Origin of the sequence: Phormidium tenue FACHB-1050 (assembly GCF_014696925.1) — a bacterium.
Classification (GTDB): Bacteria; Cyanobacteriota; Cyanobacteriia; order Pseudanabaenales; family Pseudanabaenaceae; genus Pseudanabaena.
The window spans coordinates 20,374-34,446 of record NZ_JACJQY010000008.1 but is presented as its reverse complement, the minus strand read 5'-3'; the positions used below and the strand labels follow the sequence as shown (position 1 = coordinate 34,446).

Below are 14,073 nucleotides of genomic sequence, written 5' to 3'. Positions count from 1 at the left end.
GCGAAGCGCCGCCACTCATCTTTTGGGTTTTGATTTTTCCTAGCTATCTCTTACGTTGCTATAGAACCTTAGCCAACTTTAGGAGCAGCAATTAGCAAGATCTTTTCCATTAGGGATGGAAATAGACGATGACACCACACCGCTAGATGACTTTGCCATCCAACAAGAATTTCAGGGGTTTCACGTTCTAATCCAGCGATTAGCGCTTTAGCTACTTGTTTAGGAGTCATTAGTGATACCCAGCGAAACCACTCCAAATCCTGCGCCATGTCAGTATCCGTCAGCGATGGCAGTAAAGCTGTGACTTTGATGTTGTAAGCTGCCAATTCACCGCGCAGAGCTTGAGTGAATCCTAAGATCGCAAACTTCGTTGCCGAATAAGTTGCCATCGTCGGTGCGGCAACTTTGCCCATGAGACTAGAAACATTGACTATTCTGCCATTGCGCTGAGCCGCCATCCGTCGAGCCACCATCCTTGTGATTGCATACATACCGAGTAAGTTGACTTCGATTTCGGATTGCACATCCTGTAAACGCGATCGCAAAAAGGATGATTGATGGGCCACACCTGCACAATTAACTAAGATATCAATGGGACCAAAATCCCGCCAAACTTGAGCGATCGCAATATTCACCTCGATTGTCTGCGATAGATCTAGCGGTAAACTCACTGCTTTGATGCCTAGAGCTTCTATTTCTGAAGCAACGGAATTTAAACGTTCTAGATCGCGAGCAACCAAGATCAAGCATTTAACTCCCTTTTGGGCTAGCTCTAAAGCGATCGCCCGACCAATACCCCTCGAAGCTCCAGTAATTAGAGCTGTTTTTCCACGAACAATCATAAAACCTCCAATATTGAGGTCTCACTAGTTTTACTATTTGTTATTGATGTAAGTTTGCTAGCCTATGCCGCTAACTAATAACTTACCCAAAGTAAATTTTGTGAGACGGTAAATAATCTCTTTGCCAACAACTTGTGACCAAACTTTTATATGCGTTGAGTTTTAAAAAGTTTTAGTTTAGTCACGTTGCTCACAACGAGTAAGCAGTCGATGATTAATCTTTCCAGTTCATCTCTAGTCTTGTCATGTCGTTACCTCCTTTAGGGAAACATGGTCTATGCCGTAATAAAGGAAAATTGATACAGACTTTTAACATGCATCAAACCTTACATCTGTTTTCGCAATATGTAAAGTATTGTTAAATACACTTTTGATTTGCTTTCACCACCCTATTAAGAACTTATTGAAAGTGAGAAGTTCTTACTCTATCTACTTTACAAGTTATGATTTGCTCTAAATTTATCTAGGTTCAATAGCAGATTACTTCAAATTGAGGATAAAAAATAATCCTAAAGAGTTATTCCTAAAGATATAAAAATATCAACCAATATAAATAGCAAATTTCAATCTATACTCCGCTCATTTTTTATGCTTTTACAAACTATCTGCGGAAGGTAACACAACTGTAAACTTTGTACCCATATTCACTTCGCTTTCCACTGCTATTTTGCCCGAATGAGCTTCTACAGCTTGCTTTACGATATACAATCCCATCCCTAAGCCTTTGACATTACCAACATTTTCAGCCCTTAAAAAAGGTAAAAATAGGTTGTTTAAATATTCTTTAGGTATACCAATACCATGATCACAAATACTTAGAAATAATTTCTTTGACTTACATACTACCTCCACATCAATAGAGCCTCCTTCGTAGGAATATTTAATGGCGTTAGAAATTAAATTCATAAATATGTGCCATAGTAGCTTTTTGTCAACTTTTAACTTTTGACATTGACCTTGGCTATGAAATTTGATTCGACATTTGCGTGTACTATCTTCTGTTTGAAAGCTATCAACTAGTTGTTGACAATAGATTATCGCATCCACACTCTCAGGATTAAATGGGAATTTCCCAGATTCAGAACAAGCAATAAACTTGACTTCTTCTAGTAACCAATTAATATCTTTAATTGCTGATTGAATAGAAGCAAGATTTTTAGCTCTACTTTCTTTAGTTAGTTGCTCTTCAAAGTTTTGTAATTTCCAAATTAACAATCTAATTACTGACATTGGCGTTGAAAATTCATGGGATGCCATAGCAAGTAATCGAGACTTTAAAATATGAAGCTCTTTTTCTTTGTCCAGTGCTTCTTGCAATATTTTTTCTTCGTGATGTTTCTTTAAGGCAAGCATAATTGCGACATTTACTTCCGCATATCTCAGGGGCTTCGTGAGATATCCATAGGGAGAAGTAGCGATCGCTAGTTCTAAAGTCTCAGGATCGCTAAAAGCAGTCAGATAAATTACGGGGATCGGCGCTATTTTATGAATCTCATTGGTCGCAGTGATCCCACTATCTGTACCGCGTAATTTAATATCCATCAAAATAATATCTGGCAACTTCTGATGAATTAGAGATATGGCGCTATCACTACTATCAACGATCGCCAAAACTCGATAACCCAAATCTGATAGAACATCTGAGAGCGCATTTGCAGTAACCAGTTCATCTTCGACAATCAAGACATCAGCGATCGTATTAGTTTTCACTGTCATGGTATTCACTCTATCTGTCTCTAATTGCCATTGAGCGCAAGTTGCTCAAAGAGCTACTTACTGTTTAATTATACGATTAATATATAAAATTCAGGAGGCAAAAATATTGTCTCCACAAAAAAACAAAAGTTAAGATGGCAGAGCTAATCTCCGCTATCTTACTTTTGTTTCAGCAATTCTAATTATGAAACCGATTTGGGTGTTTCCAGTACCTTCGGTACTGGAAACACCCAAATCGGTTTTTTGAAAGCCCGACAACGTAGGGCTTTCAAAAAACCGATTTTTATAATGGGAATTGCTGCTTTTGTTTTTTTTGTGTTGCTCAATTGGCTTGAAGCGATATAATAGTAAATCCTTGCTTCTAAAACTAAATTAATAGAAGCCAAATACTGACCGTAAGGAAAAAATTAAATGACTGTTAAGCGTTTGTACGAAACCATGTATATCCTGCGTCCCGATCTTCCCGATCAGGAAGCTGATGCCGCGATCGCCAAATATCAAGATTTCTTAGTACAACAAGAATCTGAAGACATCACGATTCAACATCGTGGCAGACGGAGATTAGCCTATGACATTAAAGGACATCGCGAAGGAATTTACATCCAAGTAAATTACACGGCAACTCCTAAAACCATCGAGAGCCTAGAAAAATCTATGCGTCTAGCTGACGATGTAATTCGTTATATGACTATCAAACTTGAGCCAGAGGCTGTCGAAGCCGAAGATGCTGAAGCAATTATTCCTGATGCTGAAGAACCAGTAGCCGTTGCTGCTGATGCTGCTGAATAAAATTGTACCTATCGTGTATTAGTACAAATTCAAAACCCAAGAAGACGAATAGCGGCGCGAAGCACCGCCATTCGTCTTCTTGGGTTTTATCTTATAGTTGTAAAAGCGTTATACAGCCTTAATTTTGCCAATAAAAAATCCTCGACTAGTCGAGGATTTTTTATTGGCAAAATCTTAAAAAATTATAGGATGCCCCAGAAGTGCAATACACCTTGACCGCTGATTAGCTCAATTGCTAATGCAGATACGAATCCGATCATTGCTAAGCGTCCATTCCAGTTTTCAGCACCAGAAGTGAAACCCCAGTTCCATACGTTACGGCTTTCGTCAGACATAATCGAATTACCTTTGTAATTAGTTAACTTATATTTAGTAATGTAACAGATTATTTCGATATTCACAATCTTTCTTTATATTTTCTGTCTTTAGACAGACAAACTTGATCTTCACAATAAAATCCTAAAGCCTTTGGCGCACGCGCCAAAGGTTTAGGCTCTGGGTTTAAATTATGTGAAAGCACTTATTTAGGTGCGATCGCTAACTAATTGGGTAGAATCCAAGAGATCTTCACGCAATAATCAACGCAAGGACAAAATTAACTATGCGAAAAATATGGATGCGGCTTCTAGCTGGCTGCTTAGCATTGTTAGTCAATCTGACAACAACAGGTGCAGTATGGGCAGCTAGTCCCAAAAAGGCTGGAGAACCAAAATTTCAAGGTGTGCCACTTCAGTGCTTTGTGTCATTAGCTGATGCAGGAACATCTCCCGAAGCCAAGGTTGCTGCCTACACTGAAATCGCAAGCAAATATATAGAATTGCAGCGTCCAGACCAAGCCAAAAAAGTTTTAGAAAAGAGCTTAACCACCGCAAATACAATTAATACGCCATCGCTCAAAGCTTTTGCCCTATTAGATACCGCAGGTCGCCTCACCAAAGCTTCACAGCCTAAGTTGGCGGTAGATGCTCTAAGTAATGCTTTGGCGATCGCGAAGGATTTACCTGACCCTGTTGATAGAGTTTTTGCGAATATCAAAATTGCTCAAGCCTATGGAGAAGCTGGTAAAAAGGATATTACTCAAAATTTATTAGCTGATGCCGCTAAAGCGACACCAGAAATTATTGATGCTTATGTACGATCACGAGCTTTTTCGGCGATCGCTAATGCTTATACCGAGATTGGTGATGATTTCAATTCTGAGGCATCAATTTCGGCAGCAACCGATTTGTTGCCAATGATTGAAGATCGCAATATCAAATCTAGAGCAAGAGTTGAAATTGCAGGTAGCTACGCGCAGGCTGGAAACCATGCTAAGGCGATCGCTTCCCTAAATGCGGTTTTCCAAGAATTTGATGCGATTCGTGATAATGCAATCACCTCAGCCAAGGAAGCCGCCAAGAATGCCAAAACTGCTAAAAAAACTCCCCCCAAGCTCGCCAATAAAGCTCTAAAAAATGATGGGACTAAAGAGGAAAAGGCTGTACCTGATCCTAAAGATGTTGAACAGGCTGCAATCGCTAATGCTGAACTCTTGAAAACGCGATCGCTGTTTCTAGTTGCTAGTCAATATTTAGCCTCAAAGCAGTATGAAAAGGCGCTAGAAGTAATCAGCAATCTTGATCCTACATCAATTGAGAAAAGCGTCGGCATTGCTAATGTGGCGATCGCCTATGCCAAGGATCAGAAAAATGATGAAGCAATCAAATTGTTTGATCAAAGTTTGCAAGGATTAAGTACTGTCGCTCCTTCGCTTGATGTTTTTACTTTATTAGTGGAGGTCGGTCGCCAATATCAAGCCGCCAAATCTATAGATTTGGCTAGCAAAGCTTGGGATCAATCCTTGACGATCGCCAAAAATCTCCAAACCCCAGTTGATCGTCTCTTTGCCCTCAATATTATGGCAAGCACCTATGGTGAATTTGGTCTAACCGATAAAGTGGAACCAATTCTCCAAGAGAGTCTGGCGATCGCTAAAACTGCTCCCGATCCCAACATTCGCTCCAGAGCCTACTCAGATATCAGTAGTAGCTATTGGGCGATCGGTCAACGTGCTCAAGCTAAGGAGATCGCTCAAACTATCGAAAATCCCACCGAAAAATCACAGCTAGAAAAATTATTTGCCTGTGCTGAATAACAAAAAGGGCGTGCTTCGCACGCCCTTTTTATAGCTGTCGCCATTCCTGTTAGGAAATCAAACCCAAATAGTGTGAGGCGGCGCGAAGCTCCGCCTCACACTATTTGGGTTTTGATTTGTCCTGATACAGGTGGCTATAGCTATAATTCACAAAAGTGTGACAACACTTTTGTGAATTAGTATTATTTGTCAACAGGTCTATCCCATCAGTTTACATGACGCGCTTGCTCTATCTGTCTTACTACTGTGAGCGCTGAATAACTGACCCCAGCCGTTCCTTCCCCAGGATGAGTAGAATCGCCGACTAGCCAAATATTTTTGAGTGGTGTGCGATTAGCGAAACCAAAGGGACCAAAAGTAGAAACGCGCATTCCTACGCCGCCAACGATGCCGCGATCGCGTCCTGTATATCGCTCAAAAGTTTGTGGCGTGGCAGCTTCGATGTGAATGATTATCTTTTCGTTGAGATGAAAATATCCACTTAACTGCGCGATCGCACGTTCTGTAAATCTCTTTTTGAGTTCCTGATAATCTTCGCCGCCATACCAAACAGCTGCATCTGTAAACTCAGAAGCAATAATCGTAGCTTTGCCATCGGGAGCGCGACCATCTCCTTCCTTGCTAACGGAAACAAATAGCGAATGGGGTTTATTAATTGTGGAATCTTCATAGGCTTCCAAAAACTGCAAATGTGGCGGACAGTCCTCAGGAATCGCAGCCCGATCTACTCCCAAATAAACCACAAAAGCTACTGAAGCGGGTGTGAGATTAACAACTCGTTTAGCATAACCCTTGGGCGCATCATCTCCTAAAAGCTGCACAAAATTATTCACCGTCACATTTGCCACGATGTGATCGGCGCTATCTTCAAAAATCTCTTGAGATCGTAGATTTTTTACTTTAACCTTTTTACTTTTACCTTGAGCAGCGATCGCTGTAACTTGATGCTGCATCAACACCTTTCCCCCATCGCGCTCAATGCTTTCGATGAGGCGATCGCTCAAAACTTGCATACTTCCCTTAAGGTGGAATAAACCTAACGGAGTTTGGGAAACTGCTAGAGCCGTTGCTGCATAAAGCAAAGCCGTCTCTTCGGCATTCACCTGTGAATAGAGTTTCAATTGCAAATCGAGAAAGGTGCGTAATCTTTTATCACTGGCTAATCCAAAACCGCGCAGAGCATCGCCCACAGTTGAGAAAGTATAGGGAACTGTTGCCAAGGTATCGATTCGCAAAGCTTTAACTAATTGCCATGCATCCCAAAAATTGCGTGGCGGCAAAATTGGATCGCGTGACTGAAAGCGCCAACTTCGCCAAAATAAGTCTTCCAGAAAATCCCAAAATGGTTCGCTATTAGGAAATTGTCTTTGTCGTTCGAGTTTCCACTTTTGGCGATCGCGCCAGACATTAATTGGCTCAATCTCATTTGGCAAAAATACTGCACAGGCAGGATCGCAATAGGTCGCTTCAGGAGTTTCTATTTCTATTTCTTTAAAAATGCGATCGTGAATGCCTCCAGATTCCAATCCTGCTACCTGTGTTGCACCGACATCAAAGGTAAATCCGCGTCGTTTAAATGTGGATGCACAGCCACCAGCAACTAATGCTAAGTCATAAACAATGACTTCATATCCACGCTTTGCTAACAACGCTGCCGTGGTTAAGCCGCCGATTCCCGCCCCGATCACAATAATTTTCTGTTGCACTTTCATATAATCAACCAAGCAATACTTGCTTTATTCGGCATTTTTGATTGGAGCGATATAAAAACTGCTGACGATCGCGATCGCTAGCCACCAGAGTAATTGCACTTGAGGACGATACCAAACTGTATCTACTAAGCCATGGGCAATCATGCCCACGATGGTCGCGATCGCAGCGATTATCCATAAGCCACTAGAGTCGCGATCGCTTCTCAAACGGTTGAGAGCAATCCATGCTTGGCTCAAGATCGTGAAAATTAGCCAACCATAGCAAATTACACCAATAATTCCTGTCTCGACAGTTAGTTCCAATGGCACGGAATAAGCCCCAAGAGCGCTATATCCTGAACGCTGATATTGCGGATAGACTAAGTTAAAAGCCTTATTACCAGGTCCAATCCCCAAAATTGGTTTGGCTCTGATCATGTTTAGTACAGACTGCCAAACGTTAACTCGAAAGGCGTTACTGCTATCCTCGGTTCCAAAAATACTGCCAACACGCTTTCGCAATGTGGGAACGAGAATTGTCCCTAAGGCGATCGCCCCTGCGGTTCCGCCAAAAGTGACAGGTAAAGTCCAAGTTGGTAAACGCTTGCCCCACCAATAAACCAAGAGCAACGCTAGGGTAAAACCCGTGGCAGCAAGTCCCATCAGTCCACCCCGACTTTGCGACTGGGTAATACAGAACGCTCCCATAATCGCAGTGATCGCCCCTAGAGCTTTCATACCCCAACCTTTCCAGTGGATTGCTGCAATTACACCCATCGGCAAAGCTGGCATCAAATATCCTGCAAATAAATTCGGATTGCCCAAAAAACTGTAAACGCGGGTAATTCCTGCAACCTCGGAGGTAGGATCAGTCCATGTAGCTAGTTCGGGTGCGCCAAGATACCATTGCTGCACTCCGTAGGCACTTGATATTAGGGCTGTAATTAGATAAGTGGCAATCAAAATCGATCTCCATCCCAAGCGCATCATCCGACTCATGGACACAAACGCCAACATGTAAATTGTGAGCTTGACCATGCCATCGAGCGCCGCTACGCGCACAGGCGAAATTAATGTAGCAATGAGAGCGATCGCCCAATAACTAATCAGAGGTAAATGAATCGGTGTCCAAATTGGTACTGTCTGATCCTCAGCATCACGTCGATCGCTAAGCCACAACATCAACCAAGCGATCGCTACCGCCGCACCAATTACTCCAGTTTGAGCATTTTCTAGAAAGGGTAAAGTTGCAATCAGGACGACTAACAAACCGCCCAAAAATCTTGCCCTCAACAAACGACTACCTTCGCGCCAATCCTGTAATGGGCTAATTAGCTGCAAAAATTTACTGTAGACATTGAGGAATGGTAGTTTGAGCTTGGAATTCATACAGGAAGGATCAACTTAATCAACATGGCATTAAATTTAGAATGGGTTCGCAAAGATTACCTTTCTAAATTTCTGGGTTTTATTGCTATATCTTAGAAGAAAAGCACAATCAGTAATTACTTTTTAAAGCAATGACGGACAAACTTGATTCCGCAGAAGCCTACAATGAGCGCGGTATGGAACGTGCTGAAAATGAAGATTTTGCTGGGGCGATCGCTGATTACACCGCCGCGATCGATCTTGATCCCAACTATGCTGAGGCATACTATAACCGCGCCTATGATCGCTCTGAGCTTGAAGATTATGCGGGAGCGATCGAGGACTATAACAAAGTGATCGAACTCGCGCCCGATGCTGCCCCCGCCTATTTTAATCGGGGTTTAGCTAGAGCTAAGCTTGGTGATGCTGAAGGGGCAAATGCTGACTGTGAATATGCCAAAACTTTAGGACTATAAGATGAAAGGCGGCGCGAAGCGCCGCCTTTCATCTTTTTGGGATTGGAGTGTGTAACATTTAGTTACAATAGGTTACTGACTAATTGCCAAAGCGCCACCAAATTCCTATGACCCGTGACCTGCGATCGTTTCTCAATCTGCTCGAAGAACGCAAACAACTCCATCGCGTCAAAGCCCTTGTTGATCCTGAGTTAGAAATTGCCGAGATCAGCAATCGTCTATTGCAATCAGCTGGGCCAGCACTGCTATTTGAGAATGTCAAGGGTTACAAAACACCTGTCGCTGTAAATTTGTTAGGTACAGTAGAGCGCGTCTGCTGGGCGATGGGCATGAAGGAACAGTCGGAATTAGAAGTCCTCGGTACAAAATTAGGGAAACTGCAAAGTCCAAAACCACCCAAGAAAATCTCTCAAGCGATCGAATTCGGGAAAATTCTCTTTGATGTAGTTAAGTCCCGTCCCCAAAAAGTTCTCTTTGGGAACGCTCCTTGTCAAGATGTGGTGTTAAAAGATGAGGAAGTGGATCTCGATCAAATTCCCATTCTTAAGCCCTATCCCAAAGATGGCGGACGAGCCGTGACTTTGGCGCTAGTCATCACCAAAGATGTTGAGAATGGAATTCCTAATGTGGGAGTCTATCGCTTACAGCAACAGTCCAAAAACACAATGACTGTGCAATGGCTGTCAGTGCGCGGTGGAGCCAGACATTTACGCAAAGCAACTGAAGCAGGAAAGAAACTGGAAATAGCGATCGCGATCGGTGTTGATCCCGTGCTGATCATGGCGGCGGCGACTCCAATTCCTGTCGATCTATCGGAATGGATTTTTGCAGGCCTCTATGGCAACGAAGGCGTACAACTTACCAAATGTAAAACCCTTGATTTGGAAGTTCCTGCCTGTGCCGAATATGTTTTAGAAGGAACGATTACGCCCCATGAAGTGGGAACCGATGGACCTTTTGGAGATCACATGGGCTATTACGGTGGCATTAACGAGCAAGCACCTTTGATCAGATTCCATTGCATGACCCATCGCAAAGATCCGATTTATCTGACTACCTTTAGCGGCTTACCTCCTAAGGAAGAAGCAATGATGGCGATCGCCTTAAATCGCATTTATACACCTATTCTCCGCCAACAGGTTTCTGAAATCACCGATTTCTTTTTACCGATGGAAGCACTGTCCTATAAAGCTGCAATTATTTCCATCAAAAAGGCTTACCCCGGTCAAGCCAGACGCGCCGCCCTCGCATTTTGGAGCGCCTTGCCGCAATTCACCTATACCAAATTTGTGATTGTGGTTGACCATACGATCAATATTCGCGATCCAAGGATGGTAGTTTGGGCGCTCAGCTCCAAAGTTGACCCTACTCGCGATGTGTTTATCTTGCCTGATAATCCCTTTGACAGCCTTGATTTTGCCTGTGAAAAGGAAGGGCTAGGCGGACGTATGGGCATTGATGCAACTACTAAAATCTATCCTGAAACCGATCGCGATTGGGGAGATCCCTTAGAAAGTGATCCTGATGTAGCGGATATGGTAACGCGACGCTGGGCAGAATATGGTTTGGCAGATTTAAAGCTAGACGGAGCCAATCCTAATTTGTTTGGTTACGACATTCGTTAGCTCGGCTATAAGCGTCGCAAAGCGACGCTTATATATCCTTTACGTTTGATTGCAGTCTGAGTTTTCAGCTAAACGCATTGCGCCTAATAGTGTTGAGATAATCACACATTTTTTGCGATCGCCTGATCTAGTTCCCAAAGTGATCCGCCCCATCTCTCCTAGTCCATTGGGATTGCCTTGAGATTTAAACTGGACACGATAAATATCTGGTTCTGGAACTGCTGTTAGCTTTGTAAAGGTGGTTCTAGGTTGGTCTTCCGTGTTATCTACAATTCGCACTCCTCCATCAAAATTTTGCCAAGGCAGATTGTCCCAATATTCTTTGGTCATGGATGATGGAGGAGATTGGTGTACTGCGTATTGAGAAATGTTAGGTGTATTTCTAAAAGTTGCTTGCCACATGGTTTGGGTGCGTTTGGCATTGCTTTGGGCTAAGCGCAGCGTCCTAAGCGCTTGACTTTGCGCTGAATTGAGACTTTGATTATTCACAAAACCTAACCAAGATGGCGCAGCGATCGCCGCCAAAATGCCAATGATCACCATCACAACTAGAACTTCGAGCAGTGTGAACCCACTAATTCCAGAACGGCGATCGAGCTTTTGCTTTCGTCGTTCATTCACAGTCCAAAACATAATATGTTGCGGTTTTTAAATGCAATTATTTGCTAGTTATGATTTTAGCGAATTATTTAGTTTATTTACGCTTTAAAGAGATCTGTCGCAATCAGTATCAGATTCTGATCTCATTGCTCCTAAAATCGTTGTAATAGTTGTGCAGCGTTTGCGATTAGGGCTGTCTCTAGTATTTAAAGTAATGCGGAGTGGATAATCCGTAAAACTCGTTGTCGCATTTACAGATACGGGTAACCCCTGCGAATTAAATGTGATGGTTAGTGGCAATGTCATCGCTGTTGGAGTTGGAGTAGTTGCTGCGGTGACGGATAAAATCTGTACACCTTGCTCTAAATATTGCGCTTGAGATCGATTAGTCTGCACATAAGCACCATTAGTTGCGTCATTGCCAATGGTAAAGATCGTCGCAGTTCCGCTCCTTTTCGCAGTAGATTGGGCTTCCTTTAATGTACCGAATACTCGGCTTTGCGATGAACTTAGGCGATTATTATTCACAAACCCAAGCCATCCTGGAGCGGCGATCGCGGCTAAAATGCCGATGATGATCATTGTTACCAACAGTTCGATCAAGGTAAAACCGCGATCGCGACCTGATAACTTTCTATGTGATTGTCGATTTTGCTTAAATAGCCACAGCATCTGAGATATCTCCTTAAAAATTCGCGAGTTTTAACAACACAAACAACTTACTGTTGGAAGAACAACTTACCGCGTCCATAAGCTCTCACACTGCTAGTTGATAGAAACGTATTGTTTTGATCAGTGATTGCTCTTTGAGATTGAGTTTGATTTGGTCTTAGTCTTGCCAATGCATTACCGCGCAAATAGACACGGGCAACTGTGTTAGTTGAGTTCACACATGCATAAAAACTACTCAGTCCACCCACAGTAAATGTACTAGGAATTCTTTGAGCTGCTTGGATTGAAGCACCACCAACACCAACCATTGGATCAGAGCAGCTGGCATTACTCCAGTTACCTGCAACTCCAGTATTTGGTCCGATCGCAATCCTAAATGGTGGATTTGTAGCAGTTCCATCATCTTGACCAGCTACAAAAGGCGTATCGTCAACTAAATCCAATAGAGGGGTTGGTGTAGCTGTATAGGCTGCACTAGTTTTTGTCCAACTATTCATCACCGTAGTCAGGTCTGCACCTTGAGCATCGAATGGCTTAAATCCAGCATCAGGGGCAACCCAATAGTTAACAAAGTTATTCGGGGTGACTTCAACTCGGCTAATTGGCACAGGCTCAGGACAGGTAGGCGAAATGAGAGAAGGATTACCAGCCGCGCCTAACTGACAACTTGCCCGAATACCATCTCTGACTTCCCAACGATCTAGTCTTGCTGCACTTGACCAAGCTTGATTTGCGCCATTGGCGTTATTGTAAGTTAGATAGTAAACAACGAGGGAGTAAGAATAACGTCCAGAGCCAGTTGGGTTATTCGCATCGCAAGTTAAAGCAGCTGTAGAGTTAGTAATCGATGTACCATATTCCAAACATCCAACTCTTTTGGTATTACCTCCACCTACAGGCACATTCTCATTGGGATCGTAGTAGATGCGCTTCCAGAAGGCGAGAACTGGTGTGCTGTTGGCAAAAGTGGGAATCTGGTTGCTAATCCCATTAGGACTAACTCGCTCTAGACCATCGGCATTATAGATATAAACAGCTTCTTGCAGATCGTCAGAAATATAGTCAAGAGCGGCCTGCACCTCTCCTTGTGTCTCTACCTTTGCTTGTTCGCGGCGATCAGTTTCCATGATATTGATCGTAAAGGCGAGCATGGTGCTAATGATTAAGGTCGCAATCAACATCGCAACCAAAAGCTCAATTAAAGTAAAACCACCTATTTGCAGAGCTTTGCGATCGCTGATCACAAACATCTTCGCAATTAACCGCTTCATGTCTCTAACCCAAGAAATAATCAGAGATGAGCGATTACTACGTTGCTTTTTATTAGAGCGATCAAGCTTCCAGAATTTGCGACTTGAGAAAATCATGGCATTACCAAGAATTGGGATGGAGAATGTGAAATCAAACCTTTAATTAAAACTTAGATAAATTTATAAGCGACCTCTAATCTGATCGAGAGTACTATCAGCAGGATAAATATCAACTTTCATGACTACCAAAGGACAGGTGAGTGAGCCATTTGTACTTGTAAAAACTCGACTACCATTAGGACAGTCTGCCTCATTATTCCCTGTTTGTAAGGTGACTCCTGTTCTAATCCCAGTTAGGTTGGGAGGATTTGCGGTATCTGTTAGAAATGCATCGGCTCGATATACTCGCACCGCCATATAAAATCCTTGGCTGTCTAGATTATTCCCATCAGGCGCACCACTACGCATGGGTTGAATCACTAAATCTTGAGGATCATCAGCACTAAAGCCATCACCATTAGTGTCAACTTTAATACCAGGAAGCGCGTTTAAAGCTGCCACTGTAGCGTTGGTCGGAGCAGGTACTGATTGAAAGTACTGGCTTCGAGATGTCCCGACCCAAGTTGAACCATTATCAATATAGGGAAAAGATGCCACAGGATTGACAATGTTAATCACGCCAGCGCGGACACCATCAACATAGCTACGAGCAGCCTGCGTGGCTAAGTCAACTCGCCTTGCTTGTACTCGTGAAGCAGTGGATAATACGACCATAGGCACGATCGCAGCCAGCAAAATAGCAACTACGACTACAGCTACAAGTGACTCGATCAGCGAAAAGCCTGCTTGTGTAGATAGCAAATACTTTATAAGTAACAAACGAGTATTTTGTTTTCGCATAGCGGTTCAC

At 42.9% G+C, this 14,073-nt stretch carries 13 protein-coding genes; 4 read left to right on the top strand and 9 right to left on the bottom strand.

Translation table 11 applies throughout. The annotated features are described in order from the left end of the window. Positions 1 to 68: 68 nt before the first annotated feature. Positions 69 to 842, bottom strand: a complete 774-nt coding sequence (locus tag H6G05_RS07005) for an SDR family NAD(P)-dependent oxidoreductase (protein WP_190577488.1) — start codon at positions 840 to 842, stop codon at positions 69 to 71. Between the two features lie 594 nt (positions 843 to 1,436). Beyond that, positions 1,437 to 2,558, bottom strand: a complete 1,122-nt coding sequence (locus H6G05_RS07000) for a hybrid sensor histidine kinase/response regulator (RefSeq protein WP_190577487.1) — start codon at positions 2,556 to 2,558, stop codon at positions 1,437 to 1,439. A gap of 411 nt (positions 2,559 to 2,969) precedes the next feature. On the opposite strand from H6G05_RS07000, the gene rpsF reads away from it, so the two are divergent. Then, positions 2,970 to 3,347 (top strand): 30S ribosomal protein S6, encoded by a 378-nt coding sequence (gene rpsF, locus H6G05_RS06995; protein ID WP_190577486.1) that lies wholly within the window; start codon positions 2,970 to 2,972, stop codon positions 3,345 to 3,347. Between the two features lie 182 nt (positions 3,348 to 3,529). Here rpsF and H6G05_RS06990 read toward each other — a convergent pair whose 3' ends face one another. After that, positions 3,530 to 3,682 (bottom strand): chlorophyll A-B binding protein, encoded by a 153-nt coding sequence (locus tag H6G05_RS06990; RefSeq protein ID WP_094534911.1) that lies wholly within the window; start codon positions 3,680 to 3,682, stop codon positions 3,530 to 3,532. 266 nt (positions 3,683 to 3,948) lie between these two features. Here H6G05_RS06990 and H6G05_RS06985 point away from each other — a divergent pair, with 266 nt between their 5' ends. After that, positions 3,949 to 5,481, top strand: coding sequence for a tetratricopeptide repeat protein (locus H6G05_RS06985; protein ID WP_190577485.1), 1,533 nt, complete (start codon positions 3,949 to 3,951; stop codon positions 5,479 to 5,481). 206 nt (positions 5,482 to 5,687) lie between these two features. Here the strand turns inward: H6G05_RS06985 and crtD are convergent, their stop codons facing one another. Both crtD and H6G05_RS06975 read right to left on the bottom strand, forming a co-directional pair. Next, positions 5,688 to 7,193 (bottom strand): C-3',4' desaturase CrtD, encoded by a 1,506-nt coding sequence (gene crtD / locus H6G05_RS06980; RefSeq protein WP_190577484.1) that lies wholly within the window; start codon positions 7,191 to 7,193, stop codon positions 5,688 to 5,690. A 24-nt stretch (positions 7,194 to 7,217) separates the two neighbouring features. Next, on the bottom strand, positions 7,218 to 8,561 hold the full coding sequence (locus H6G05_RS06975; protein WP_190577483.1) for an IctB family putative bicarbonate transporter: 1,344 nt from the start codon (positions 8,559 to 8,561) through the stop codon (positions 7,218 to 7,220). A gap of 131 nt (positions 8,562 to 8,692) precedes the next feature. Here H6G05_RS06975 and H6G05_RS06970 point away from each other — a divergent pair, with 131 nt between their 5' ends. Both H6G05_RS06970 and H6G05_RS06965 read left to right on the top strand, forming a co-directional pair. After that, positions 8,693 to 9,016: a tetratricopeptide repeat protein gene (locus H6G05_RS06970; protein WP_190577482.1), complete on the top strand. Its 324-nt coding sequence runs from the start codon at positions 8,693 to 8,695 to the stop codon at positions 9,014 to 9,016. A 107-nt stretch (positions 9,017 to 9,123) separates the two neighbouring features. Continuing rightward, complete coding sequence (locus tag H6G05_RS06965; RefSeq protein WP_190577481.1) at positions 9,124 to 10,641, top strand: UbiD family decarboxylase; 1,518 nt, start codon at positions 9,124 to 9,126, stop codon at positions 10,639 to 10,641. Between the two features lie 39 nt (positions 10,642 to 10,680). Here H6G05_RS06965 and H6G05_RS06960 read toward each other — a convergent pair whose 3' ends face one another. The 4 genes from H6G05_RS06960 to H6G05_RS06945 form a co-directional block, all read right to left on the bottom strand. Continuing rightward, the gene (locus tag H6G05_RS06960; protein WP_190577480.1) at positions 10,681 to 11,274 is read right to left on the bottom strand and encodes a pilus assembly FimT family protein; all 594 of its coding nucleotides are present in this window, start codon (positions 11,272 to 11,274) and stop codon (positions 10,681 to 10,683) included. Between the two features lie 72 nt (positions 11,275 to 11,346). Then, positions 11,347 to 11,913, bottom strand: coding sequence for a pilus assembly FimT family protein (locus H6G05_RS06955; protein WP_190577479.1), 567 nt, complete (start codon positions 11,911 to 11,913; stop codon positions 11,347 to 11,349). 47 nt (positions 11,914 to 11,960) lie between these two features. Beyond that, positions 11,961 to 13,280, bottom strand: a complete 1,320-nt coding sequence (gene hpsC, locus H6G05_RS06950; RefSeq protein WP_190577478.1) for a hormogonium polysaccharide secretion pseudopilin HpsC — start codon at positions 13,278 to 13,280, stop codon at positions 11,961 to 11,963. A 63-nt stretch (positions 13,281 to 13,343) separates the two neighbouring features. Further along, the gene (locus H6G05_RS06945) at positions 13,344 to 14,063 is read right to left on the bottom strand and encodes a prepilin-type N-terminal cleavage/methylation domain-containing protein (protein WP_190577477.1); all 720 of its coding nucleotides are present in this window, start codon (positions 14,061 to 14,063) and stop codon (positions 13,344 to 13,346) included. Positions 14,064 to 14,073: the final 10 nt, after the last annotated feature.

Excerpts from the sequence above, each read along its gene's own strand:
- H6G05_RS07005 (WP_190577488.1), bottom strand. The coding sequence starts at position 842 with ATGATTGTTCGTGGAAAAACAGCTCTAATTACTGGAGCTTCGAGGGGT.
- H6G05_RS07000 (WP_190577487.1), bottom strand. The coding sequence starts at position 2,558 with ATGACAGTGAAAACTAATACGATCGCTGATGTCTTGATTGTCGAAGAT.
- rpsF (WP_190577486.1), top strand. The coding sequence starts at position 2,970 with ATGACTGTTAAGCGTTTGTACGAAACCATGTATATCCTGCGTCCCGAT.
- H6G05_RS06990 (WP_094534911.1), bottom strand. The coding sequence starts at position 3,682 with ATGTCTGACGAAAGCCGTAACGTATGGAACTGGGGTTTCACTTCTGGT.
- H6G05_RS06985 (WP_190577485.1), top strand. The coding sequence starts at position 3,949 with ATGCGAAAAATATGGATGCGGCTTCTAGCTGGCTGCTTAGCATTGTTA.
- crtD (WP_190577484.1), bottom strand. The coding sequence starts at position 7,193 with ATGAAAGTGCAACAGAAAATTATTGTGATCGGGGCGGGAATCGGCGGC.
- H6G05_RS06975 (WP_190577483.1), bottom strand. The coding sequence starts at position 8,561 with ATGAATTCCAAGCTCAAACTACCATTCCTCAATGTCTACAGTAAATTT.
- H6G05_RS06970 (WP_190577482.1), top strand. The coding sequence starts at position 8,693 with ATGACGGACAAACTTGATTCCGCAGAAGCCTACAATGAGCGCGGTATG.
- H6G05_RS06965 (WP_190577481.1), top strand. The coding sequence starts at position 9,124 with ATGACCCGTGACCTGCGATCGTTTCTCAATCTGCTCGAAGAACGCAAA.
- H6G05_RS06960 (WP_190577480.1), bottom strand. The coding sequence starts at position 11,274 with ATGTTTTGGACTGTGAATGAACGACGAAAGCAAAAGCTCGATCGCCGT.
- H6G05_RS06955 (WP_190577479.1), bottom strand. The coding sequence starts at position 11,913 with ATGCTGTGGCTATTTAAGCAAAATCGACAATCACATAGAAAGTTATCA.
- hpsC (WP_190577478.1), bottom strand. The coding sequence starts at position 13,280 with ATGATTTTCTCAAGTCGCAAATTCTGGAAGCTTGATCGCTCTAATAAA.
- H6G05_RS06945 (WP_190577477.1), bottom strand. The coding sequence starts at position 14,063 with ATGCGAAAACAAAATACTCGTTTGTTACTTATAAAGTATTTGCTATCT.